Source organism: Thiomicrorhabdus sp. Kp2 (assembly GCF_000478585.1).
Taxonomy (GTDB): domain Bacteria; phylum Pseudomonadota; class Gammaproteobacteria; order Thiomicrospirales; family Thiomicrospiraceae; genus Thiomicrorhabdus.
Map to the genome: position 1 here is coordinate 1,914,963 of NZ_ARWI01000001.1, position 24,800 is coordinate 1,939,762.

The window sequence follows — 24,800 nt, forward strand, 5'->3', positions numbered from 1 at the left end:
TGCTTGAACTTACCAGGCCTGGTTGTGAATGTTTAATCACGTGAGTGGTTTTCGCACCAGTTTTGTAATTACGGTTTTGGGTTGAGAGTCGTTAGTTTGGCTCTCTGTTTGCATAATAAATCGGCAACGCTCGCCTGTTGGTGTGATAACGGTTAGATCGTCAACTTCAGCGGTAGAGGCCATTTTATGGCGTGCATAGTGAGAACCGTATTGACGTGGTGGAAGCGTTTCATTGATGAATTTTTCAATGTTTGCAGAGCCTTGAATATCACCAAAATCAGAAGCAGTTGACCACACCGCTTGTGGATGAAATAGCTTCGCAGCACTGCTACTATCTCGTCTATCCACGCAGTCAAGAAACTGCATTAACAGTAAACGTTTAGAGTTACGAGCAGCATAATGAGTATGTAGTAAGTGATGAGCTTTGGCTGAATTGGGTTGCTCTAATTCTGTTGCATAGAGTTTTTGAATGTCTTGGTTTTCGTAGGAGCGTCTACGAGGGGTATTTTGGTCGATGTTATAAATCGCCTGCATACGTTTTTCAAGAATAAGTGGGTCCATAGACTTGGGTTCTCCACCTCCGCCTAGGCAACCCCCTACACAGGCCATGACTTCAATCGCTACATAGTCATCCCGCCAGTTTTCAGTTTCAAGCATCTGCTGTGCGGTGGCAATGCCATTACAAATGGCGACCTTGCCTACGCCTGGAATCTCGGCTTCTTTAACCGCCAGGTTTACGCCACGCATTTGATGCCAATCCAAAGGCATAGAATCTTCTTGGCCAATCAAGTGGGCGGCTGTTCGTACCACGGCTTCCATCACTCCGCCTGACGCCCCAAAAATCTGGGCGGCTCCTGTACTTTCACCTAGTGGATTGTCAAATTCCGCATCTTCAGACAAAGCACCAAATGCAATGCCACGAGCCTTAATCATTCTTGCCAGTTCACGGGTGGTTAATACATGGTCAATATCACCAGCAACACCAGGGCGTTGCGATTCATCTTTTTTGGCGGTACAAGGCATGACACTCACCACATAGGGTTCTACTTGACCGTTTGCAAACTCACCGCCTAATGAACGAGCAAAAGCGCCGCGTTTGGTTAAGGCGCCATGCATTTGTTGTGGAGATTTGGTGGTACTCAAATGAGGTAATAAGTCAGGACGATTGATTTCTAGCCAGTTCACCCAGCCAGGGCAGCAGGAGGTGAATAGGGGGAGCTGTTGTTGGTTCTTAAATCGTGTTAAAAACTCATTAGCCTCTTCCATAATGGTTAAGTCAGCCGCAAAATTGGTGTCGAATACATAGTCAAAACCAAGCTCTCTTAACGCATTAATCATGCGGCCTGTGCTCACCGTACCAGGCTTCATGCCAAACTCTTCACTAATGGCTACGCGGGTTGCAGGGGCGACTTGTACCGCTGAGACTCGCCTGTGGGCATCCAGCGTATGCAGTACATCATGCCAGTGCGGGGTTTCTATTAAAGCCCCCGTTGGGCAAACTAAAGTACATTGCCCGCAGGAGATACAGTTGGTTTCAGAAAGGGGTTTATCAAATACGGTAACGGGTAAACGTCCAAATCCATGTTCCGCAAAGCCAATCACATGCTGTTGTTGCCCCGCATCACCGCAGGCTTCAACACATAAACCACACTCCACACATTTGGATAAATCGCGCCAAATGCTGGGGGAGGTATGGTCCATGAGTTTGTGTTCTGGGTGTTCCTCACAACCTCTTGGCTCTTTAGGCCAAAGGTCTTCCAATTGATATTCGCTTACCAGATTTTGAAACTGGCAAGAGCCGTTTACTTCACAGCGCATACAGTCATTGGGATGACGAGCCAATAACCACTGCATATCCATTTTGCGAAATTCAATCAGTTCTGGCGTGTCAGTTTCAACAATGTCACCATCCATGGCAGGCGTTTTACAAGCCGCTTTGGGACGAGCTTTACTACTGATATTCACTAAACATAAGCGACATACGGCATGAGAGGGAATGCGTGGGTAGTAACACAATGTAGGAATATGCACGCCAGCTTCTCTGGCCGCATCCAATATGGTTGTGCCTTTTTCGACTTCTACCGTGCGTTCATTAATAGTCACTTTAATCATAGTTTTCTCCCAGTAATGATTCAAGCCGATTGGCTTGTTTATACCAGGTACGGGGCGGTATAGACTGGTATAGGGCTGAATTGAGTATTACATATTAATGGTGAATTAGAAAGTAGAAGCTTTATCATTACAGGTCAATCAAAGAGGGCTGATTAATTGACCAGGCCTGGTAAATTGCTATTCGTTCTTGCCAGCTCACTATCAATGCCAGCAGTGAAAAAGAAGATAAATGTGGTGTTAGTAATAGAGGCGGGTGTTCTAGTTTATTGATGTACGTAATAATACTTGTTATTATGTCGGATAATCGTTGGCATTTAAGGTAGGAGGTGGTATGCAGCAAAAAGAAGTAATTTCAATAATAGAAGGTTTAGCAAATGGCGTTAATCCGATTACGGGTGAAATTTTACCCAGCACTTCACCTTACAATCACCCTGATGTGATTAGAGCGCTGTTTCACGCAATTAACCTTATTCCTAAAGTTAGAAAGCCTAAACAAACGCTAGCGCAGAAACAGCAGGCTAATATTGAAAAAGGGTTACCTCAAAATTATGGTTTACCTTGGAATCAAACAGATATTGATTCTGTTATTCAACAGTTTAACGAAAACATAGCGATTCACCTTATAGCTGATCAGTTTTGCCGTAAACCACGTTCAATTATTGGCTTATTAAATAAGCAGGGTGTTATAACCGATGAACAAGCTTCACTGATGTCGCAGAGTTATAAATAGCCGTTATATACAGTTAATATTTAAGGTGTTGCAATAATAGCGACAACGTCAGCAAAGAAAACAAGGTGGATATTAGTACGGTCTGGGCGGTGATTAAGGCGTCTCGTTTATAAAACTCCGCCAACATATAAGGGCCTGTGCCCGTGGGTAGGGCGGCCAAAAACACCGCCATCATTGCTAACTCAGTTTGCATCTTAAATACACCAAACGCCAACCAAGCGACCAATAACGGTTGCAATATTAATTTAACGATTGTTAGGCTGAGAGCTGTTTTGCGAGCCTCGGCTAAATTTACATTTGGTTGAGCCGACCCATGAGCCAAAAATAGTCCTAAACTGATCAACGCCGCAGGGCTTGCAGCATCAGCTAAAAGGCCTAAAAAGGTCGCCACGGCTTCGGGCAGTGTGTAGGGAGTGGCCGAAAACAGCGCACCCGCTAGTGGTGCGACCACCAACGGGTTTTTAAACACCGCTTTAAACACGTTCAAAGCACGTAAGTGCCAGGCTAGAGAGGCGTGTAACGCACTTTCTATTAACACAATCCCAAAACCGAATAGCAAAGAGGCCACGATAATGCTCGCTAAAGCGGTAGGCACTTCGCTGGCCGTGCCAAACACCAGAAACATCAGCGGAAAACCGATATACCCGGTATTGGCATAAGAAGCCGCCATGCTATCAATGCTGGCCTCAGCTAAGTCTTTTCCGTTATGTAAACGCCAAAACAAAACCAGCAAAAACACAGCAAACGAACCAATGATATACACCGCAATAAAGTCCGCTTGAAATAGGTTTTGCCAATCGCTTTTGGCGGTAATTTCAAACAACAGTGCAGGCAGAGCCAACCAAATCACAAAACGACTCAATTCCGTGGCCGATGCAGGACCTAAAATTTTAGTTTTATAACTAATATAGCCCGTTGCGATTAAAGCGAATACGGGAAATAGGATTGAGAAAGTCGCGAGCATAAATAGAGGTAACCAAGGTAAAGGCATTAAAAACGTATTGTACGGAAGCCAGTGTTTTTTGCAGATGAAAATTTACCCTTTGCTCACAATGTAGAAATGGCCACAGGACATGACAGACTGGGTAAATTTGGTTTTAAGGTTTGATTAGTCTTAGCTATTGAGAAGCCTTTTTAATATTTATAGGTCTTCAATTTTATGATTCTGGCTTCCCGTCACTTTTTCTCGTCTCTTCAGCCGAGTTCTTCGTTTGCAGTTCGGCAAAAAGTAACCAAATACGCGCCCTGAAAGAAGTGCTCTTGGGGCAAACCCCGCTGAAGTAGTCGATTTTACTAAGTTTGTCTGCTGAAGTTTGTGAACTCGCTTCGCTCAAACGAAGAACTTGGCTGCAGCGAAGCGGAGAGACAAGAAACAGATGAAACGTTTAAACGCCACCTACGCATGTGCGCCCAACGGAAGTGCCCTTGGGGTAAAATTACGATTTCTTACAGAGGGGAGGTTTTTTCTACGTTAATTCCGTATTCCATTTTTAGTAATTTTGAGCTGTGACTTTTCAGTTTTACCAGGCCTGGCATGTCCTGTGGCCATACATACATTGTGAGCATAGGGTAAATTTTGATTTTGTTCTGTAAAGCCAACCACAAACGCCAAGATTCCCCTTGGAATAAATTGTGCAGAGTTCTTAACGAAACGAAGAACTCGGCTGAAGAGCCGAGAAGTGAACGGTTAAAAAACGCTGCTGTTTCTTGTCTCTCCGCTTCGCTTCAGCCGAGTTCTATGTTTGGGCGAGCAATAAGGTAAGGGGAGGCCTAAATGACAATTTCAAAGGTATATAAATATTAAAAAGGCTTCTCAATTATATAAAGATAAAAAGGGTAGCATCGACTGATTCACAATGATTTTCAATTGTTTCAGTTCAAAATTTTGACAAATCTTGAAGTGTCTTGGCAGAAGCGAGTTCTTTAATCAAATCTTTGATTTCTTCTGCAAAGTTAGCCTCGACAGCAACTTCACCAATAACTCGAATAAGGTCATGATAAAAGTCTTTATCTCCAGTTAATTTATACCAAAACTCTTCACCAATTATTACAGGGAAATAATACTGACTTTCAATTCTTTTATAATGACCATTTAGCCCATTTGGTTCTCCATAAATAACACCAACAATCATATCTTCGTGGGGTATTCTCAGTCCATTTACACGACCAAGATTTATTACATTTTTAAAGTGCCCTGCAATAGTTTCAACATCATCTTTGTTGATTGTATTTGGTCCTGATTTTAACTGGCAATATTTTCTATTCCCATCTAATTGGTCTATAAACTCAATATCAATCCCTGAAGTTGTGCTTGCGAAGGAAGAAAGAACTTCATTTGTGAATTTCTGAATATTAGTTCCAAAAGAAGTTGTAATCGAGGTTCCAAGTACTCTAGGATAGATTAATGCTTTTGCGATATTTTCTGGTTCAGAGTTGCCAGATAAGAAGTTTGATAAATAAACGGCCAAAAAAGGATTTATATCAAAACTTGAAATATTGCCTAATTTCTTAGCATTTTTGATGTGGTTTAGAGCGATGCTATCTTTAAACCAAGTTTGAGCTTTAATCAAAATTAATTCTTTTTCATTTTTATCCACGTAAAACTATCCTTATGATAAAATTAGTAACCATGTCCAATCTTGGGTAACATTGTTTATGAAAAGCTATTACTCACTTTCAGAAACCGCAGAACTGCTTTCAGTCTCAAAAAAGACATTACGTCGTTGGGATGAAAATGGCAAATTAAAATCAATTAGATTACCTAATAAATATAGAATTTATACACCAGAATCTTTAAAAGAACTTACTATGGGTAAAAGCATTTTTGAAATTGACGTCATTGACGAAAACCACTATACACCAATCAAACCTTATCATGTTCTCGAGCTTTTTGCAGGAGCAGGAGGTTTAGCATTAGGTTTAGAGAAGTCTGGCTTGCATTGTACAATGCTTAATGAAATAGATAAGTGGGCATGCCAAACTCTTAGGGAAAACCGTCCGAATTGGAATGTAGTTGAAGGGGATGTTTCACAAGTCTCTTTTAAAGAATACAAAGGTAAAGTAGATATTGTCACTGGGGGGTTTCCTTGTCAATCTTTCAGTTATGCAGGTAAAAAATTAGGTTTAGAAGATGCACGTGGAACACTTTTTTATGAATTTGCTCGTGCGGTTAAGGAAGTTGAGCCTTTAATTTGCGTTGGTGAAAATGTTAAAGGCTTAACAAGTCATGATGGTGGAAAAACTTTAGAATCAATGATTCAAATATTAGATGAACTTGGCTACGATGTTTTAGAGCCCAAAGTTTTAAAAGCAGCTTATTTCAATGTGCCACAAAAAAGAGAGCGTCTGTTTTTAGTTGGTGTAAAAAAAGGTTGTATTATACCATTTCAATATCCTCTGCCAAATCCTGAAATGCTACCTTTAAAACTGGCTTTAAAAGCAGGCGAACTCTACCCTACAGATGTACCAAAATCTCCTGGGCAATCTTACCCTGGCCGTAAAAAAGAAATAATGGATATGATTCCTCCAGGTGGGTATTGGAGAGATTTGCCCGAAGACATACAAAAAGAGTATATGCTTAAAAGCTATTATTTGGGTGGTGGTAAAACAGGTATGGCAAGAAGGATTTCATGGGATGAGCCTTGCCTCACTTTAACAACATCACCAGCGCAAAAACAAACAGAACGATGTCACCCAGATGAAACTAGACCTTTTACAGTCAGAGAGTATGCCCGTATCCAAACTTTTCCTGATGATTGGAAGTTTATGGGTAGTATCAATCAGCAATATAAACAAATAGGTAATGCCGTTCCTGTCAATTTAAGTTATGCGCTTGGTAAGGAATTAGTAAGAGCTCTAAATAATTACTTCATAAGGGAAGAAATTAAAGAAAGATTTCAAAATTCAGCTTAGATAAATGCAGCAACTTTGCTATGAGTATAATTGACCTAAGCCATCAATAATATAAAAAAACCCGCTAAGGAAATCCTTGCGGGTTTTTTGTAATTTACCAGGCCAGGTGGGTTTGAAAAGATTTAAACTTCTAAGTAATCCAAAATCCCTTCTGCGGCTGAACGACCTTCGGCAATGGCTTCTACCACTAAGCTTGAACCACGCACCATATCGCCACCTGCGAAGATTTTTGGGTTAGTGGTTTGGAAAGGGTATAGAGACTTGTCAGACGCCACTACACCATCCCAGCTATTGACTTCAATACCGTAATCCTTGAACCAAGCTGGTGGATTAGGTTGGAAACCGAATGCTACAATGACTGCATCACATGGAATGATGGTTTCAGAACCTTCAACCATCTCTGCACGACGACGACCGTTTTCATCTGGTTCACCCATGCGAGTTTCGATTACCTTGATACCTTCAACTTTACCATCACCAACCACTTCAACAGGTGCTAAGTTGAATTTGAATTGAACACCTTCTTCTTTGGCGTTTTGTACTTCGGCACGTGAACCTGGCATGTTTTCTTCGTCACGACGGTATACACAATAAACATCGTCTGCACCTTGGCGGATAGAAGTACGTGTACAGTCCATAGTGGTGTCACCACCACCTAGCACTACGACTTTTTTACCGGCCATGCTGACGAATGGTTCTGGCGATTGTTCCATACCTAATTCGTTTTTAACGTTACCGATTAGGAAGTCTAATGCTTTGTAAACACCTGGTAGATCTTCACCAGGGAAACGACCTGCCATTGGCTTGTAGGTTCCCATCCCTAAGAAGACGGCATCATAGTCATCTAGTAATGATTGGAAAGAGATATCTTTACCAATCTCAGTGTTGCAATGGAATTCGATCCCCATGCCTTCTAAGATTTCACGACGACGTACTACGATGTCTTTGTCTAGCTTGAACTGAGGAATACCAAAAGTCAGTAGGCCACCAATTTCGGGTTGCTTTTCAAAGACGACAGGCTTAACACCGTTACGGATTAAGATATCTGCGGCAGCGATCCCAGCAGGGCCTGCGCCAACAATCGCGACTTTTTTATCGGTCATTTGAACGTCAGATAAATCTGGAGTCCATCCTGCTGCAAAGGCGGTATCAGTAATAAACTTTTCGATTTGACCGATTGTTACCGCACCAAAGTTGGTGTCTTCTAGCGTGCAGGCCTGTTCACATAGTCTGTCTTGTGGACAGATACGGCCACACATCTCAGGAAGTGAGTTTGATTTATGAGAAATCTCAACGGCTTCCATAATATTGCCTTCCGAAACCAGCTTTAACCAGTTTGGAATGTAGTTGTGTACAGGGCACGCAAATTCACAATATGGGTTACCACAGTGCAAACAACGGTCTGCCTGTGCCATAGCGTCTTCCATTTTGAACGCAGAGTAGATTTCTGAGAACTCTTTGTTACGAGTGTTTGCCGCTTTCTTTTCAGGAAGCTGGCGGTTTAATTCTAAAAATTGTCTAACATTTGGCATTTTTAAATTCCTTCCAGTTTCTCTTAGTCTGCAGCTTTAACAAATAAATCGAATAGCTTATCGATGCCAATCGCACGTGATTTCACTAACCAGAATTGACCAATGAATGCACTGAAGTTGTTTAATACTTCTTGACCCCATGGGCTATTGGTTTTAGAAACATACTCAGTGATTAACTCTTTTAGGTAAACACGGTAGGCTTCTGTGTTTTCGGTATCGATACGAATCGCTTCAACCATCTCAGGGTTTAGACAATCTGGAAGGTTGCGGTTTTCATCTAGGATAAACGCCATACCACCTGACATACCTGCACCAAAGTTCACACCAACTTCACCTAAACTGACAACCGTACCGCCAGTCATGTATTCACAACCGTGATCACCTAAACCTTCAACGACAGCAATTGCTCCGGAGTTACGAACACCAAAACGCTCCCCACCTGTACCGTTGGCAAATAATTTACCGCCAGTAGCACCGTATAAACAAGTGTTACCCACAATAGGCGTGTTTTTAGCGTTAAAAGTACTGCCTGCTGGTGGACGAATAACTATCTCACCACCTGCCATACCTTTACCAACGTAATCGTTAGCATCACCGTCTAGGTGAAGGTTCAATCCGTCTACGTTAAACACACCAAAAGACTGGCCAGCAATCCCCGTTAGTTTTAGGGTGATTGGCGTGTCTTTCATGCCATTATTGCCATAACGTTCTGCGATTTCACCCGCAACACGTGCACCGATAGAACGACCTGTGTTAACCAGGTTAAATTCGAAAGTTCCACCTGTTTTCGCTTCAATCGTTGGAAGGGTGGCTTTAACCATCTCTTCTGCAATATCACCTGCATCCCAAGGATTATTGCGTTTAACTTGAACCGTATGTGGTTTATCAGCGGGTACACCACCATCTGTAATAAACGCTGATAGGTCGATGTTCTTCTGTTTTTCGGTTAGTGGGTTATCAATCATCTTCAGTAGATCAACACGGCCAACGAGTTCTTGTAATGAACGCACACCCAGTTTAGCCATCCACTCACGGGTCTCCTCAGCTACAAACTTGAAGTAGTTCATAACCATTTCAGGCATACCGATGTAGTGTTCTCTACGTAGTCGTTCGTCTTGAGTTGCAACGCCTACGGCACAAGTATTTAAGTGACAGATACGTAAGTATTTACACCCTAATGCAACCATTGGCACGGTACCGAAACCAAATGATTCTGCACCTAAGATAGCTGCTTTAATAACATCTAAACCAGTTTTTAGACCACCGTCGGCCTGAACGATAACTTGACCACGTAAGTCGTTAGCACGAAGTACTTGATGCGTTTCAGCCAGACCCATTTCAAACGGGTTACCTGCATATTTAACCGAAGTCATTGGTGAGGCGCCTGTACCACCATCATAACCAGAGATGGTGATAAGGTCAGCGTAAGCTTTAGCTACACCGGCAGCAATGGTTCCAACACCTGGTTCTGCAACCAGTTTTACTGAAACTAAAGCGTTAGGGTTAATCTGTTTTAGATCGTAGATTAGCTGAGCTAAATCTTCAATTGAATAAATATCGTGGTGCGGAGGAGGTGAAATCAAAGTTACACCAGGCACAGAGTGACGTAATTTAGCAATCGTCATATCCACTTTGTGGCCTGGAAGCTGTCCACCTTCACCTGGTTTAGCACCCTGAGCAACCTTAATCTGTAATACTTCGGCATTACGTAGGTAGTGTGCGGTTACACCAAAACGTCCAGAAGCAATTTGCTTAATCTTAGACATTCTTTCGGTACCGTAACGCGCTGGATCTTCCGCACCTTCACCAGAGTTTGAACGTGCGCCAAGACGATTCATTGCTGTGGCTAGGGCTTCATGTGCTTCTGGAGATAAAGCCCCAAGCGAGATACCTGCAGAGTCAAAACGCTTGTAGATGGATTCTACTGGTTCAACTTCACTTAACTCAACGCCTTCAATACCATCTTTAAAGGTGAATAAATCACGAATGGTCATGGCAGGACGGTTGTTGACCAAGTCACGGAATTCGTTGTATTTGTTTTGGTCATCTTTTTGTACCGCTTCACGGATGCTGTTAACCACTTCTGGGTTAAACGCGTGGTATTCACCACCGTGAACGTACTTGAATAAACCACCTTGCTGTAATGGTTTACGAGGGTTAAATGCTTCCCAAGCAAGACGACGCTGGTCTAATTCAATGTGCTCATACTTAGTACCTTGAATACGTGTAGGCGTACCTTTGAAACAAAGCTCTACGATATCTGAGCTTAAACCAACCGCTTCAAATAACTGTGAACCACGGTAAGAGGTAATGGTTGAGATACCCATTTTAGAAAGGATTTTGAATAATCCTTTATTGATTGCCTTTCGGTAGTTACCAATGTACTTGCTGATTGAAATATCTTTGCTAAGCTCGTTAGTACGGCGCATGTCTTCGATTGATTCATATGCTAAGTATGGGAACACTGCGGTTGCACCGTAACCAAATAGCACCGCAAAGTGATGAGGGTCACGAGCGGTCGCTGTTTCAACCACAATGTTAGCTTCAGTACGAAGTTCGTTTGTTATTAAGTGATGGTGCACCGCACCAGTCGCCATAGCAGCAGGAATGGTGGTTTGACCATTTTCGATATCTAAATCGCTTAATACTAGAATCGTTTTGCCCGCTTTCACTTCCGATTCTGCTTGAGCACATACAGCTTTGATGGCGGCTTCTAAATTCATTTCTTCATGGTTATAGTGCAATGAAATTTTGCAGTTTTCGTAACCATCTACTTCAACAGAAAGCAGTTGTTCCATCATTGATGGACTTAATACTGGAGATTGAACTTCTAAACGTTTAGCGTGGTCAGGCCCTTCAGTAAACATGTTTAGCTCTTTACCAAAACAGGTATTTAGAGACATAACAATGTTTTCACGTAATGGGTCGATTGGCGGGTTAGTCACCTGCGCAAACATCTGACGGAAGTAGTCAAAGATTGAGCGCGCTTTGTGAGAGAAAACAGGTAAAGGAGCGTCATCACCCATAGAAACTGTAGCTTCTTGACCATCTTCAGCTAAAACGCGGATTACCGCATCACGCTCTTCAAAAGTCACTTGATAGTACTTTTGATAGATGTCCGCTGTTTTGCTATCCCAGTTAAGGGTTTTTTGTTCTTGCTCAAGCTTCTCTTCGATGTGCATATAACCTTCATCCATCCACTGACGGTAAGGTTTAGCATTTTTTAATTGGTCATCGATGTTTTCAGGCTTAATTAAAGTACCGTTTTCTAAATCAACGGCAATTACCTGGCCTGGTTTTAGACGGCCTTTTTCAACAACATCTTCAGGCGCATAGTTATACACACCAATTTCAGAAGCAAAAGTAATGTGACGATCTTTAGTAATCACATAACGTGTAGGGCGTAAGCCGTTACGGTCAACACCACAGATTGCATATTTACCTGTGTTAAGAACCATACCTGCAGGGCCATCCCATGGCTCCATATGCATAGAGTTGTACTCTAGGAAGGCTTTTTTATCCGCATCCATTGATGGAATGTTCTGCCAAGCAGGTGGTACTAAAAGACGCAAAGCCTGGAAGATGTGCATATCGCCCATCATTAGGATTTCCATCATGTTGTCTAAAGAGTTTGAGTCAGAGCCAGACTGAGCGACTAATGGCTTTAATTCACCTAGGTCAGGAAGAAGAGGCGTTTCAAATTTCTTCTGACGAGCTAATGCCCAGTTACGGTTACCACGAATGGTATTTAATTCACCATTGTGCGCTAAGAAACGGAACGGCTGAGCCAAACGCCATTGTGGTGTGGTGTTGGTTGAAAAACGCTGGTGGTAAGAGATAGACGAAGACGCAAACTCATCATTTTTAAGGTCAAGATAGAACTCTGGAAGTTCTTTAGGCATGACTAGACCTTTATAGGCCAATAACTGAGAGTTTAAAGAGGCGACATAGAAAGTGCCGTCAGTTGGCTCGATTTCCATCTCTGTTTTACGACGCGCTGTAAACAATAAACGGTTAAATTGAGCTTCGTCCATGTCCGATGGAGCATTAACAAAGATTTGTTCAATAACAGGTTCCATTCCTGCTGCTTGAGCGCCTAACACTTCTGAACGAACAGGAACTTTACGCCAGCCAGCTACTGTTAACCCTTTATTCGTTAAGGTTTTTTCTAGGAATGAACGTGCTGTTTGGGCTTTATCCGCATCTTGGTTTAAGAAAACCATACCAGCGGCATAAATGTCCGCTAACTCAATACCTTGCTCTTTAGCAACAGAGGCTAAGAAGGCTGTAGGTTTTTTGATTAATAAACCACAACCATCACCTGTACAACAGTCGGCCGCAACCCCACCACGGTGCGTCATGTTTGCAAGTGATTCAATAGACGTTTTTACTAGCCAATGACTTGGTTTGTCATCCATATTGGCAATCAAGCCAAAACCACAGTTCTCCTTTTCAAACTCCGGAGAATATAGGCCTGTTAGGTTAAGACCGTTTGGGGATTGTAATGGGTTCATATTCAGTTTCCTGTCTGTCAAATTTTGCACAAATAACCCTAGGTTAAGCTAGGTTAACCTATTGATGTACAAGGGATTTGTCTCGTTTCAGCGCGTATAAATAATAAAAATAAGAGCGGAATTATACTTTATTAGGGCAATTAGAATCAAATTTTACCATTGTTTGAGTTGCTATAAAGGCGATTTATCTGCTTGTAAACGCTTATTTTTAGCCTTTGATGGCCTTGCTTGGATTAGCTGCTGCGAAAGGTCGCCAATATAGGGTTGTGATCGGATATGTTTTTTACGTTTAAAGCCATTGAGTGCTCAAGCTCTACACCGCGATAAAATATGAAGTCAATAGGATGTCTCAGCATTGTTTTTACGGGCTTGTTGTCTAAAAACTCAACCTTCTTGAGCTTTAATTTTTGTGTGGTCAAATTTAGGTTGTTGGTTCTTTTTGCATTCCACGTATTGAAGTCGCCGCTCAGAATAATTGGTCCATCAATGTGTTCAAGATGTTGCCATAGTTTATTTAACTCTTGGTAAAAAACGCTATTGGTCACAAAATTGATGGCATGAATATTGACATGAGTTAGGACTTGTTGGTTGTTCATTAGGTGTTCGGTAATTAAAGCGGTTTTGTGGGTTGTCCAGCCAAGCTCTTTGCTCTGGGTTAAACACTGTCTAATCGGTGTTATTGTGGCGTTAGAAGCAGTTAAAACCCCAAAATGGTTTTTTTTGGTTTGAATATTGGGCGCCATAATAAAAGGCATGTTAAAAAAGGTATTTTGTGATGGAAATGTTTTGGCTTCTTGAAAAGATAAAATATCTGGTTGAATAGATGGGTCTAGGGTTTTTAAAAGTTCATTGAATGAGCGGTGAATATAGTGAGCAAAGTCAGTTTTTTGTAAATTCCAGGTTAATAGGGTGAAAGACTTGGGGAGCTGTTTTGGTGTAAAAGTATCACCGTTTGGAGGCGATATGGGGGTATATTTTGGTTTATACATGACTATATTCTGCTTGGTTAAAGGTTACAGTATTGGTGCAAAAATTCGGGTGAGGTTTTCTAAAAGTCGACGTCTTCTTTTTTGGCTTGAGTGATAAACGGTTGCGGATGTTTGAATCTTATTGAGCCAGTTTTTCATCTGCTGAATAACGGTTTTAGAATAGATAAAGTTGACCACTTCATGGTTTATGAACATGGAGCGGTAATCTAAGTTGGCTGAGCCAATAATGGCGCATTCATCATCAATTAAAATTAACTTTGCGTGAAGCATGGTTGAACCGTCAAGAAAGACTTTTCCGCCATTTTCATTCAATTCGCGCATGTAGGAACTACGCCCTAAGTCAAAAATAATGTGATCTGACTTGTATGGGGTTGTTAAGGTTACCTTTACTCCGCGTTTAATGGCGATTAGAAGGGCGTTCATTAACGAGCTGTCTGGAATGAAGTAGGGGCTAACAATCTCAATACGCTCTTTGGCGGCAAAGAGGCTGTGCAGTAGGCATTCAAATAGGACATCTGTTTCAATGTCTGGGCCAGATGGAATAACCTGTATAGAATCTCCTCCTTTTCTAGCTGTTTGTTCTAAGGGTTGAATGTTTTGTAAGTGCCTTATGTTTTGATTTGTCGTATATTTCCAGTCTTCATTAAAAATATTTTGATAGTGCAGGACGGCAGGTCCTTCAATCTTTTGTAAAAGATCTTTCCAGTATGTGTGAGGGGTGTTTTTAGAGCCTAGATAATCACTTGATAAGTTCATGCCACCAGTAAATAGGGTTTTTTCATCAAATAGATAAATTTTTCGGTGGTTTCTTAGGTTGAGCTGACTGTTAAATGGGGATTTGAGTAAAGGTTGAAAAAATGCATATTGCCCTCCCGCATCAACGAGTGGTTTTAATTTTTTTTGCTTTCTATAAAGTTCAAAAGAGCCAATGGCATCCATTAATAAACAAACTTCTACACCTTGTTTAGCTTTATTAATCAGTGCCTGTAAAATAGCGTTACCAGTTTGGTCTAGTTCAAAAATATAAGTTTGTAGGTAGATGCTTGATTGTGTTGATTCTAGCGTTAGCATAAATCTTTCAAACGCTTCGGTGGCGTTTTCAAAGGTTTCAATGTGGTTGTTTTGTGATGAGCTTGGTAAATGATTGGCAACTAGAATGTTGTTGATACTTGCGCCCAAATCGCTTTGTGGGGGCTCTTTAAAAGAGGGTTGTATGGATAAAATGGGTTTTTTACGTTTAGTAAAAAATTTACGAGAGCCCAAAACAATATAAAGTAAAAGGCCAATAAAGGGCAGTAAAAGAAGGGTTAGTAGCCAAGCCATTAGGTTTTGAGGTGAGCGTCTTTGATAGAGAATGTGTAAGACAGCAGTAATAACCAAAATAGTGTATGCAAAATACAACCAAAACGCTGGTTGGTTAATGGCGTTTACTATTTCCATAAACAATTCCCACAAAGCAACAAAAGGTATAAATTAGCATATGATGAAAGGCGTAAATAGTCTAGAGTTAAAAGGCAGGGTTTTATGGAGTTGTATAAACAACCAGGCCTGGTAAGTTAAAAACTCACCAGGCCTGGTTAATTAAAGCTAATGCGTTATTTGATGAGAATTACTTCTTACGAAGTGAAATTCCCGTCATCTCTTCAGGTTGTTTTATTTCCATTAAGTCTAATAAAGTTGGCATAACGTCAGGTAGTGAACCACCTTCAATAAGCTCAAGTTTTTTAGGACCAAAATAGACGAGCGGTACAGGACAAGTTGTGTGCGATGTGAGTGGTTTGCCTGTTTCAGGGTCAACTAGCATCTCCATATTACCGTGGTCAGCCGTTACTATCACTTGGCCTCCCGCTTTTTCAATAGAGTCTAGGATTTTCCCTAAAGCTTCATCAACCGCTTCCACCGCTTTAATACAAGCATCAAAGTTGCCTGTGTGACCGACCATGTCTGGGTTGGCGATGTTGCAGATGAAGGTGTCGTATTTATCGGATTCGATTGCTTCAACCAATTTATCAGTCAGTTCGCCTACACTCATTTCGGGTTGTAGGTCATAGGTACGCACTTGAGGTGAAGGAACTAAGATTCGGTCTTCACCTAAATAAGGCGCTTCAACCCCACCGTTTAAGAAGAAGGTAACGTGTGCATACTTTTCAGTTTCAGCAATGCGTAATTGGCGAAGCTTGTATTTAGCAATGACTTCACCGAATGTATTTTTGAGTTTGGTTGGGCGGAAAGCGATAGTCGCACCAAAGTTTTCAAAGTTTTTATTGTATTCTGTCAGTGTTACAAAGGCCGATAAGATCGGTGTTTTACAACGATGGAACTCACCGAAATCAGGCATGATAAAGGCACTGGTGACTTGGCGTGCACGGTCGGAGCGATAGTTCATAAAGATAATTGAGTCACCATCTTTGACCTTACTTTTTTTGCCTTTCTTATTTAGAATGGCGGTGGCTTGTACAAACTCATCTGTTTCACCACGTTCGTAGGCAAGCTCAACGGCTTCGCGAGCACTTTCCGCTTTAAATTTGGCGTCACCACAACAGATTAAGTCGTAAGCCTCTTGAATGCGTTCCCAGCGATTGTCGCGGTCTAAAGCGTAAAAACGACCGATAACCGAAGCAATCGTACAGTTCCCACCAATTTCTTTTATGTGAGCTTCAATCTCGTTAATGTACTCTAGAGCACTTTGTGGTGCTGTATCACGACCGTCTGTAAAGATATGTAAGAAAGCTTTAGCTCCTCGGTCAACCGCCAATGAAAGCGCGGCTTTAATATGGCTGATATGTGAGTGAACACCACCATCAGAAAGTAGGCCTAAAATATGCACCGAACGATCACGTTCAGTCGCTTTGTCAATCGCGCTTAATAATGCGTTGTTATTGAAAAAACGACCATCATCAATGTCTTTTTGAATACGCGTTAATTCTTGATAAACCACGCGGCCAGCCCCTAGGTTCATGTGGCCAACTTCTGAATTACCCATTTGACCATGTGGTAGACCTACGTCTAAACCAGATGTACTGATTAAAGTATTTGGGTTGTTGGCAACCAATTTATCCCAATTTGGCGTATTGGCCTGAGCGATTGCATTATGCTCTCTTTCTTCTCTGTGCCCCCAGCCATCAAGGATGATTAGGCCAGTTGGACGTTGTGCAATTTTAATCTTTGGTTTGAGTTCTTGAGACATTCGATGTTTCTACCATATAAATTATTTAGTCAATTCGGTTTATTGTATCGACTTTCACTGTTAAAATCATTAGGTTTGAAAATATACCTATCAAGGAAATGTAAATGTTTAATGAATTCTTTCAAGAACAGTGGCCTTTATTTATTGCTGTTTTTGTTATCACACTCATGCTCGTCTATAGTTATGTAGGGGATAAGATTGCTGGATATAAAGCGGTTAATACCGATGAGGCGACTCGTCTTTATAATGATGATGCTTTTGTTTTAGATGTTAGAACCGCTAATGAATATAAAGAAGGCTATATTGGCAATGCGACCAATATTTCATCAACTGAGATAGGTTCAAAAATGGGGCATTTACCTGCAGATAAAGAAGCACCCATTTTGGTATATTGCTTAACAGGTGCACGTTCAGCAAGAGCCGCAGGAGCTATCGCTAAAGCGGGTTATACCAATGTAAATAATTTATCGGGTGGTATTAATGCTTGGAAAGCCGCTGGTTTACCTGTTGGACGTGAAAAGTCTAAAAAAAACAAAAAAAAGTAAATCTAACAAAACAGTCAACGACTTCTACCCAAGTTGTGTCTGATTTGCCAAAAGAGGATAGAAAGATGTCAGAAGTTGTTATTTATTGTACTGCTACTTGTCCGTTTTGCATGATGGCAAAACGTTTATTTGACGATAAAGGTGTTGAGTATCAATCTATTGATATTGGCAATGATGCGCAAAAATGGGCGGATTTGGAAGCAAAAACGGGTAGAAATACGGTTCCGCAAGTGTTTATTGGTGAACATCATATAGGCGGTTTTGATGACCTATCTGCGGCCGATAAACGTGGTGAAATTGATCCACTGTTACAAGCCTAAACAAACATAAAAAGATTTAAGGATAAAAAATGTCAGAAGCACCTCAGCAAAATTTCGTTATTCAAAAGATTTACACAAAAGACATCTCTTTTGAATCACCAAATACTCCAGAGCTATTTACTACGGATTTTCAACCCGCTTTAGGTATGGATTTAAATGTTGAAAGTAAATTATTGGAAGGTGATATTTACCATGTTGTGGTGAGAGTGACTGCAACAACTAAAGTGGAAGAAAAAACAGCCTTTCTTTGCGAAGTAGAGCAGGCAGGTATTTTTACGCTTTCTGGTTTTAATGATGCTGAACTTTCGTATATGTTAGGTGTTCAATGTCCTACCGCATTATTTCCTTATGCACGTGAAACCGTTTCGGACTTGGTGGCTCGTGGTGGTTTTCCACAGTTGCTACTTGAGCCAGTGAACTTTGAAATGATGTATCACGAACACATGCAGCAGCGCCAGGCTGAATCTGAAACAACCGAGCAGTAAAGATAATTTTTTGTGAGTTCGCAACGCAAAATTGCCGTTTTAGGCGCTGGAGCTTGGGGAACTGCCTTAGCCATTCATTTAGCTAAGGTTGGTCACGCTGTTAATCTGTGGACTCACCGAGCTGAGCAAGCTCGGCAGCTTGTTGAGGCCAAGGAAAACTCTCGTTATTTACCTGGCGTTGAGCTCCCTGAAAATTTAGCACCTGTCGGGAGTTTGTCTGAAGCGATTGCTGATGTTGAAGCGGTTCTATTTGTTGTTCCAAGCAATGCGTTTAGGGAGACATTAGTTTCGGTAAAAAAACTTGTTGCTGGTTCAACAATTCATTTTGCTTGGGCAACTAAGGGGTTTGAACCTAACAGTCAAAAACTATTGCATGAAGTCGCTTTTGAAGTATTAGGTGAATCTTCTCGCGTTGCAGTTTTATCTGGGCCAACCTTTGCTAATGAAGTCGCTAAAGGTTTGCCTACCGCGATGGTAAGTGCATCAAATCAGGAGTGTGAGGCGCAGTATTGGGCAGACTTATTTCATAATGATGCTTTTCGAATGTACACCCAGTCAGACATGGTTGGTGTTGAGGTCGGTGGAGCTTATAAAAATATTATGGCCATCGCAACGGGTGTAAGTGATGGTTTGCATATGGGGGCTAATGCACGTGCGGCTTTGGTTTCGCGCGGCATGGTTGAGATGATGCGAATGAGTCAGGCTTTAGGCGGGCAACCTGAAACCATGATGGGGTTAGCAGGCCTGGGAGATTTGGTGTTAACTTGTACCGATGACTTATCTAGAAATAGACGTTTTGGGTTTGGTTTAGCCAGTGGTAATCATACTTCTGAGGAAGTTATGAGTGAGATTGGTCAAGTGGTTGAAGGTGTTAAAGCGGTTAAGACAGTGAAGTTATTGGCTGATAGATTGAATCTTGATTTACCAATAATGGAGCAAGTGTATTTGCTCGTCAGCGAAGCGATTTCACCTAAACAAGCGGTTCATGCTCTGATGACACGTTCAGGAAAATCTGAGTAAGTAAGGTTTTTACTTACCAGGTCTGGATTGTTTAGGCGTTAACCAGGCCTGGTAGGTTTATTTATAAGTTCATGTTGAAATCAAGTTGACGCCAGGCTTCATAAGCCATGGCAGATACAGCGTTTGCCAGATTTAAGCTTCTACCTCCAGGCATCATAGGAATGGTTAATCTCTGTTCTTCTGGCAGGCTGGCAATCACTTCTGCAGGTAGTCCGCGAGTTTCAGGTCCAAACATAAAAGCATCGCCATTTTCGAATTTTGGCTCGGTATAATAGCGCGTAGTTTTGGTGGTTAATGCGAAAACTCGATTTGGCTTAACTTTTTCTAAGCACGCTTCAAGGTTTTGATGTTCGTAAACATTGGCGAGTTCGGCGTAGTCTAGTCCTGCTCTGCGCACCTTTTTTTCACTTAAATCAAAAGCGATTGGGTGAATCAAATGCAGGTGTGCGCCCATATTGGCACTAAGGCGGATTAAAGCCCCTGTGTTTTGCGGGATTTCAGGTTCGTAAAGAATAATATGTAACATATAGGAAAATTTCTGTGGTTGATTTATCAGTTGATATTTGTGGTATTCATTTTAATTCTCCAGTAGCTATGGCTTCGGGGAACGCTGGTTATGGCATAGAATACCAGGCTGTTTCAGGGTTTTCCAATAGAGATGTAGGTGCGGTGTTTTTAAAAGGCACGACATTAGAACCAAAACTTGGAAATAAACCTGAGCGTGTAATGGAATCGCCAAGTGGTTTATTAAACTCAATCGGTTTGCAAAACCCAGGTGCTCATGCGGTAATTAATGACTATTTGCCTAAATTAGATTTAACCGAATCACGCTTTATTATTAATGTATCTGGCTCAAGTATTGAAGAGTACGCTGAAGTAGTGCGATTATTTAATGATACAGATTTGCCTGCGATAGAAGTCAATATCTCTTGCCCGAATGTAAAAAAAGGTGGAGCTGCATTTGGTAATGATCCTGATATGGCCGCAAGAGTGGTTGAGGCTTGTAGAGCAAATACCACCAAGCCATTAATTGTTAAATTATCACCCAATCAAACCGATATTGCCGAGGGTGCAAGACGAGTTATTGAGGCCGGTGCTGATGCACTTTCTGCTATTAATACCTTAATGGGAATGCAGATAGATGCCAAAACACGAAAACCAACTTTGGGAAATAACCAAGGTGGCCTTTCTGGCCCCGCGATTAAACCCGTGGCTTTATTGAAAGTGCACCAAGTTTATCAAGTCGCCAAGCTGCACAATATTCCTATTATTGGATTAGGTGGTATCGCCAGCGCTGAGGATGCAATTGAGTTTTTCTTGGCGGGAGCATCAATGGTTGCCATTGGTACAGCCATCGCCAAAGATCCTTTATTGGTTAAAAAGGTTAATAAAGGGATTGCTCAATATATGAAAGACAATGGTTATACCTCTGTCTCACAAATGACAGGGCAGTTAGAATTAAATACTGACACCGTGTTGTGTTAATTGAATTTGAACAGGCCTGGTAGTTTTAAAAGAATTTTAGATTTAAATAAGAAAATAATATGAAAACAGTACAAGAACAATTAGCCATTATTAAACGTGGTGCAGAAGAGATTCTGGTTGAAAAAGAATTAATTGAAAAATTAGAGAGTGGCAAGCCTCTTCGCGTTAAGGCAGGATTTGATCCTACGGCGGCGGATTTGCATTTAGGTCACACGGTTTTGATTAATAAATTGAAGCAGTTTCAGGACTTAGGTCATGAGGTGCTTTTCTTGATTGGTGACTTTACCGCGATGATAGGTGATCCAACGGGTAAAAGTGTCACGCGTCCAGCGTTAACGGCTGAAGAAGTTGCTCAAAATGCCGAGACCTATAAAGAACAGGTTTTTAAAATTCTTGATCCAGCGAAAACGAAAGTTGTCTTTAACTCTGAGTGGATGTCTAAGATGTCTGCAGCTGATATGATTCAGTTGGCAGGCAAAATGACGGTGGCCAGAATGCTAGAGCGAAATGACTTTGGTGATCGTTATGCTGCCAACACACCTATTGCCATTCATGAATTCTTATACCCTTTAGTACAAGGTTATGATTCAGTTGCTTTAGAAGCTGATATCGAATTAGGTGGTACAGATCAAAAGTTCAACCTATTAATGGGGCGTACTTTACAAGGTCATTATGGCAAGCCACAGCAGTGCACATTAACAATGCCGATTCTTGAAGGTTTGGATGGTGTACAAAAGATGTCTAAGTCTTTAAATAACTACATAGGTATTAAAGATGCACCAAACGATATGTTTGGTAAAGTGATGTCTGTGTCTGATGATTTAATGTGGCGTTATTATGAATTATTGAGCTTTGAATCAATCGAAACCATTGAAGGTTTAAAGCAAGCGATAGCGGATGGTGAAAACCCAAGGAATGTAAAAGTAAAACTCGCATTGGAATTGATTGCACGATTCCATTCAGAAGAAGCTGCTCAAGCTGCGTTGCAAGATTTTGAAACCAAGTTCTCTAAGAACGCCATTCCTGATGATATTGAAGAGATCACTATTGAAGGTGAAATGCCATTAGCGAACTTATTAAAAGAAGCAGGCCTGGTGGGTTCGACATCTGACGGTCATCGAATGACAAAACAAGGTGCTGTTAAAATTAATGGTGAAAAAGTAGATGATAGTCGTCAACTAATGCCAGTAGGCACCACTGCCGTTTATCAAGTAGGTAAACGTAAGTTTGCCAAAATCACGATTAATTAAATGTTTTAGTTTTTAAATACATCATATATATGTAATAAGGCATATTGTTAAGTCATAGATTAAGTTAAATCATTTATTAAATAAAAAAGGCGATGTCAAAAGGCATCGCCTTTTGTTTTTTATAAGTCACCTGTTGGAAGAATTCTTTTGATACTGTGAATAACCACACGTTTTGAGTTAGAAAAAATAGGGTAAGAAGCCAAAATGTGAATAACTCTGTGGATAACTCGTGGGTAAGATGGGGTTAAGTGGTGGTATTGGAATAAATGTAAAAAAAGTGTCAAAAAGGTGAAAAAAGGGGTTGCGTTGTTTTGTGAAATGACTAGAATACGCACCTGTTCCAACGGAGACACACAACGAACTGGTTAGACGCTAAGTCAACAGGGAGTTGAAAGTGGTTGAGAACCCCGCTTAACGATTGAGTATTTGATATGAGATTGTTAAGTTGATTGAAAAAGTGGTTGAAAATAATTTGAAATAAATTGTTGACAACGAATTGGAAATCAACTTATAATAAGCGGCTTACCGAGAAGGAAAAGCAAGTGAATTTGATTCGCTTCTTAACTTTCTCGAAGAGACCTAAGTTCTTTAAAAATCAGGTAATTCAGAGATAATTTATGTGGAAACTCCTTAAGTGAGTAACCAAATAAAAAATCTCGATTTTTGACAAATTATGTATTTGGTAATAAATAATTTATTATTTATTTATCATGTTCACTTTGTCAATTCCGAGTGTTTATTTCCAGAGATGGAATTGAAATATATCAGCAAGATTAAACTGAAGAGTTTGATCCTGGCTCAGAATGAACGCTGGCGGTAGGCTTAACACATGCAAGTCGGACGGAAACGATGAAAAAACTTGTTTTTTCAGGCGTCGAGTGGCGGACGGGTGAGTAACGCGTGGGAATCTACCCTATAGTTGGGGACAACGTATGGAAACGTACGCTAATACCGAATATGCTCTACGGAGTAAAGGTGCCCTCTCCTTGGAAGGTATCGCTATAGGATGAGCCCGCGTGAGATTAGCTAGTTGGTGGGGTAATGGCTCACCAAGGCAACGATCTCTAGCTGGTTTGAGAGGATGATCAGCCACACTGGGACTGAGACACGGCCCAGACTCCTACGGGAGGCAGCAGTGGGGAATATTGCACAATGAGCGAAAGCTTGATGCAGCCATACCGCGTGTGTGAAGAAGGCCCGAGGGTTGTAAAGCACTTTCAATTGTGAGGAAGGTTCAGTAGTTAATACCTGCTGTTCTTGACGTTAACTTTAGAAGAAGCACCGGCTAACTCTGTGCCAGCAGCCGCGGTAATACAGAGGGTGCAAGCGTTATTCGGAATTACTGGGCGTAAAGCGCGCGTAGGCGGATTATTAAGTCAGTTGTGAAAGCCCTGGGCTCAACCTGGGAACTGCATCTGATACTGGTAGTCTAGAGTTTAAGAGAGGGAAGTGGAATTCCAGGTGTAGCAGTGAAATGCGTAGATATCTGGAGGAACATCAGTGGCGAAGGCGACTTCCTGGCTTAAAACTGACGCTGAGGTGCGAAAGCGTGGGTAGCGAACGGGATTAGATACCCCGGTAGTCCACGCCGTAAACGATGTCAACTAGTTGTTGGTCTTATTAAAAAGATTAGTAACGAAGCTAACGCGATAAGTTGACCGCCTGGGGAGTACGGTCGCAAGATTAAAACTCAAAGGAATTGACGGGGGCCCGCACAAGCGGTGGAGCATGTGGTTTAATTCGATGCAACGCGAAGAACCTTACCATCCCTTGACATACCAAGAAGTTACTAGAGATAGTTTCGTGCCTTCGGGAACTTGGATACAGGTGCTGCATGGCTGTCGTCAGCTCGTGTCGTGAGATGTTGGGTTAAGTCCCGCAACGAGCGCAACCCTTATCATTAGTTGCTACCATTTAGTTGAGAACTCTAATGAGACTGCCGGTGATAAACCGGAGGAAGGCGGGGACGACGTCAAGTCATCATGGCCCTTATGGGATGGGCTACACACGTGCTACAATGGGGGGTACAAAGAGCAGCCAACTGGCAACAGTGCGCGAATCTCAAAAAACCCTTCGTAGTCCGGATTGGAGTCTGCAACTCGACTCCATGAAGTCGGAATCGCTAGTAATCGCGAATCAGAATGTCGCGGTGAATACGTTCCCGGGCCTTGTACACACCGCCCGTCACACCATGGGAGTGGATTGCAAAAGAAGTAGGTAGCTTAACCTTCGGGAGGGCGCTTACCACTTTGTGGTTCATGACTGGGGTGAAGTCGTAACAAGGTAGCCCTAGCGGAAGCTGGGGCTGGATCACCTCCTTTAAGATAAAGATGGTTACGAGCTTAAGTGAGTTTTCACATAAATTGTCTCTGAATTACATGAAGCATTAACTGGGGCTATAGCTCAGCTGGGAGAGCGCCTGCCTTGCACGCAGGAGGTCTGCGGTTCGATCCCGCATAGCTCCACCAAATTCTACTTATTTAGATATTGTCTAAATATAAATTAGATTTGGGTCTGTAGCTCAGTTGGTTAGAGCGCACCCCTGATAAGGGTGAGGTCGGTGGTTCAAATCCACCCAGACCCACCAATTTTTATCCAATACTGCGTTATGCAATTGTTCGTGTATCTAGAATACACTTCACAATTACACGCCTTGTCTTGAATAAAAATAGTTGATGCTAAAAAACGCGTTTCACTCTGAATACGTTTTAAAGTTAAA

17 protein-coding genes, 2 tRNA genes and 1 rRNA gene are annotated in these 24,800 nt (G+C 41.7%); 11 read left to right on the forward strand and 9 right to left on the reverse strand.

Translation table 11 applies throughout. The annotated features are described in order from the left end of the window. Positions 1-36: 36 nt before the first annotated feature. On the reverse strand, positions 37-2,112 hold the full coding sequence (locus A379_RS08685; RefSeq protein WP_040727527.1) for a [FeFe] hydrogenase, group A: 2,076 nt from the start codon (positions 2,110-2,112) through the stop codon (positions 37-39). A 331-nt stretch (positions 2,113-2,443) separates the two neighbouring features. On the opposite strand from A379_RS08685, the gene A379_RS08690 reads away from it, so the two are divergent. Continuing rightward, positions 2,444-2,842: a hypothetical protein gene (locus A379_RS08690; protein WP_040727528.1), complete on the forward strand. Its 399-nt coding sequence runs from the start codon at positions 2,444-2,446 to the stop codon at positions 2,840-2,842. Positions 2,843-2,855: 13 nt separating this feature from the next. On the opposite strand, the gene A379_RS08695 is transcribed toward A379_RS08690, so the two are convergent. Next, positions 2,856-3,833 (reverse strand): AEC family transporter, encoded by a 978-nt coding sequence (locus A379_RS08695; RefSeq protein ID WP_232744831.1) that lies wholly within the window; start codon positions 3,831-3,833, stop codon positions 2,856-2,858. An 886-nt stretch (positions 3,834-4,719) separates the two neighbouring features. Beyond that, positions 4,720-5,439 (reverse strand): PmeII family type II restriction endonuclease, encoded by a 720-nt coding sequence (locus tag A379_RS08700; protein WP_040727531.1) that lies wholly within the window; start codon positions 5,437-5,439, stop codon positions 4,720-4,722. 58 nt (positions 5,440-5,497) lie between these two features. Between A379_RS08700 and dcm the strand changes: the two genes are divergently transcribed. Continuing rightward, positions 5,498-6,754 carry a DNA (cytosine-5-)-methyltransferase gene (gene dcm, locus A379_RS08705; RefSeq protein ID WP_040727533.1) on the forward strand — a complete coding sequence of 419 codons (1,257 nt, stop codon included), beginning with the start codon at positions 5,498-5,500 and terminating at the stop codon, positions 6,752-6,754. A 122-nt stretch (positions 6,755-6,876) separates the two neighbouring features. Here the strand turns inward: dcm and A379_RS08710 are convergent, their stop codons facing one another. From A379_RS08710 to gpmI, 5 genes are all read right to left on the reverse strand, one after another. Then, positions 6,877-8,286, reverse strand: a complete 1,410-nt coding sequence (locus A379_RS08710) for an FAD-dependent oxidoreductase (RefSeq protein WP_040727534.1) — start codon at positions 8,284-8,286, stop codon at positions 6,877-6,879. Positions 8,287-8,309: 23 nt separating this feature from the next. Continuing rightward, positions 8,310-12,800 carry a glutamate synthase large subunit gene (gltB, locus tag A379_RS08715; protein WP_040727535.1) on the reverse strand — a complete coding sequence of 1,497 codons (4,491 nt, stop codon included), beginning with the start codon at positions 12,798-12,800 and terminating at the stop codon, positions 8,310-8,312. Positions 12,801-13,033: 233 nt separating this feature from the next. Further along, on the reverse strand, positions 13,034-13,789 hold the full coding sequence (locus A379_RS08720; RefSeq protein WP_040727536.1) for an endonuclease/exonuclease/phosphatase family protein: 756 nt from the start codon (positions 13,787-13,789) through the stop codon (positions 13,034-13,036). A 24-nt stretch (positions 13,790-13,813) separates the two neighbouring features. Continuing rightward, positions 13,814-15,229 (reverse strand): cardiolipin synthase, encoded by a 1,416-nt coding sequence (cls, locus tag A379_RS08725; protein ID WP_051145121.1) that lies wholly within the window; start codon positions 15,227-15,229, stop codon positions 13,814-13,816. Positions 15,230-15,398: 169 nt separating this feature from the next. Further along, on the reverse strand, positions 15,399-16,976 hold the full coding sequence (gene gpmI / locus A379_RS08730) for a 2,3-bisphosphoglycerate-independent phosphoglycerate mutase (RefSeq protein ID WP_040727537.1): 1,578 nt from the start codon (positions 16,974-16,976) through the stop codon (positions 15,399-15,401). 104 nt (positions 16,977-17,080) lie between these two features. On the opposite strand from gpmI, the gene A379_RS08735 reads away from it, so the two are divergent. The 4 genes from A379_RS08735 (at position 17,081) to A379_RS08750 (ending at position 19,346) form a co-directional block, all read left to right on the forward strand. Continuing rightward, positions 17,081-17,521, forward strand: coding sequence for a rhodanese-like domain-containing protein (locus A379_RS08735; RefSeq protein WP_040727538.1), 441 nt, complete (start codon positions 17,081-17,083; stop codon positions 17,519-17,521). 65 nt (positions 17,522-17,586) lie between these two features. Beyond that, positions 17,587-17,841 (forward strand): glutaredoxin 3, encoded by a 255-nt coding sequence (gene grxC, locus A379_RS08740; RefSeq protein WP_040727539.1) that lies wholly within the window; start codon positions 17,587-17,589, stop codon positions 17,839-17,841. Between the two features lie 29 nt (positions 17,842-17,870). Then, positions 17,871-18,326: a protein-export chaperone SecB gene (gene secB / locus A379_RS08745; protein ID WP_040727541.1), complete on the forward strand. Its 456-nt coding sequence runs from the start codon at positions 17,871-17,873 to the stop codon at positions 18,324-18,326. A 12-nt stretch (positions 18,327-18,338) separates the two neighbouring features. Beyond that, entirely contained in the window at positions 18,339-19,346 is a 1,008-nt protein-coding gene (locus A379_RS08750) for an NAD(P)H-dependent glycerol-3-phosphate dehydrogenase (protein ID WP_040727542.1), read from the forward strand. Between the two features lie 61 nt (positions 19,347-19,407). Here A379_RS08750 and A379_RS08755 read toward each other — a convergent pair whose 3' ends face one another. Then, the gene (locus A379_RS08755; RefSeq protein ID WP_040727543.1) at positions 19,408-19,872 is read right to left on the reverse strand and encodes a tRNA (cytidine(34)-2'-O)-methyltransferase; all 465 of its coding nucleotides are present in this window, start codon (positions 19,870-19,872) and stop codon (positions 19,408-19,410) included. Between the two features lie 14 nt (positions 19,873-19,886). On the opposite strand from A379_RS08755, the gene A379_RS08760 reads away from it, so the two are divergent. From A379_RS08760 to A379_RS08780, 5 genes are all read left to right on the forward strand, one after another. Continuing rightward, positions 19,887-20,831, forward strand: a complete 945-nt coding sequence (locus A379_RS08760; protein ID WP_040727545.1) for a dihydroorotate dehydrogenase — start codon at positions 19,887-19,889, stop codon at positions 20,829-20,831. Between the two features lie 59 nt (positions 20,832-20,890). After that, on the forward strand, positions 20,891-22,081 hold the full coding sequence (gene tyrS, locus A379_RS08765; protein ID WP_040727547.1) for a tyrosine--tRNA ligase: 1,191 nt from the start codon (positions 20,891-20,893) through the stop codon (positions 22,079-22,081). Between the two features lie 775 nt (positions 22,082-22,856). Further along, positions 22,857-24,402 (forward strand): 16S ribosomal RNA (locus tag A379_RS08770). A gap of 71 nt (positions 24,403-24,473) precedes the next feature. Further along, a tRNA-Ala gene (locus tag A379_RS08775) sits at positions 24,474-24,549 on the forward strand. A gap of 42 nt (positions 24,550-24,591) precedes the next feature. After that, positions 24,592-24,668 (forward strand) — tRNA-Ile (locus tag A379_RS08780). Positions 24,669-24,800: the final 132 nt, after the last annotated feature.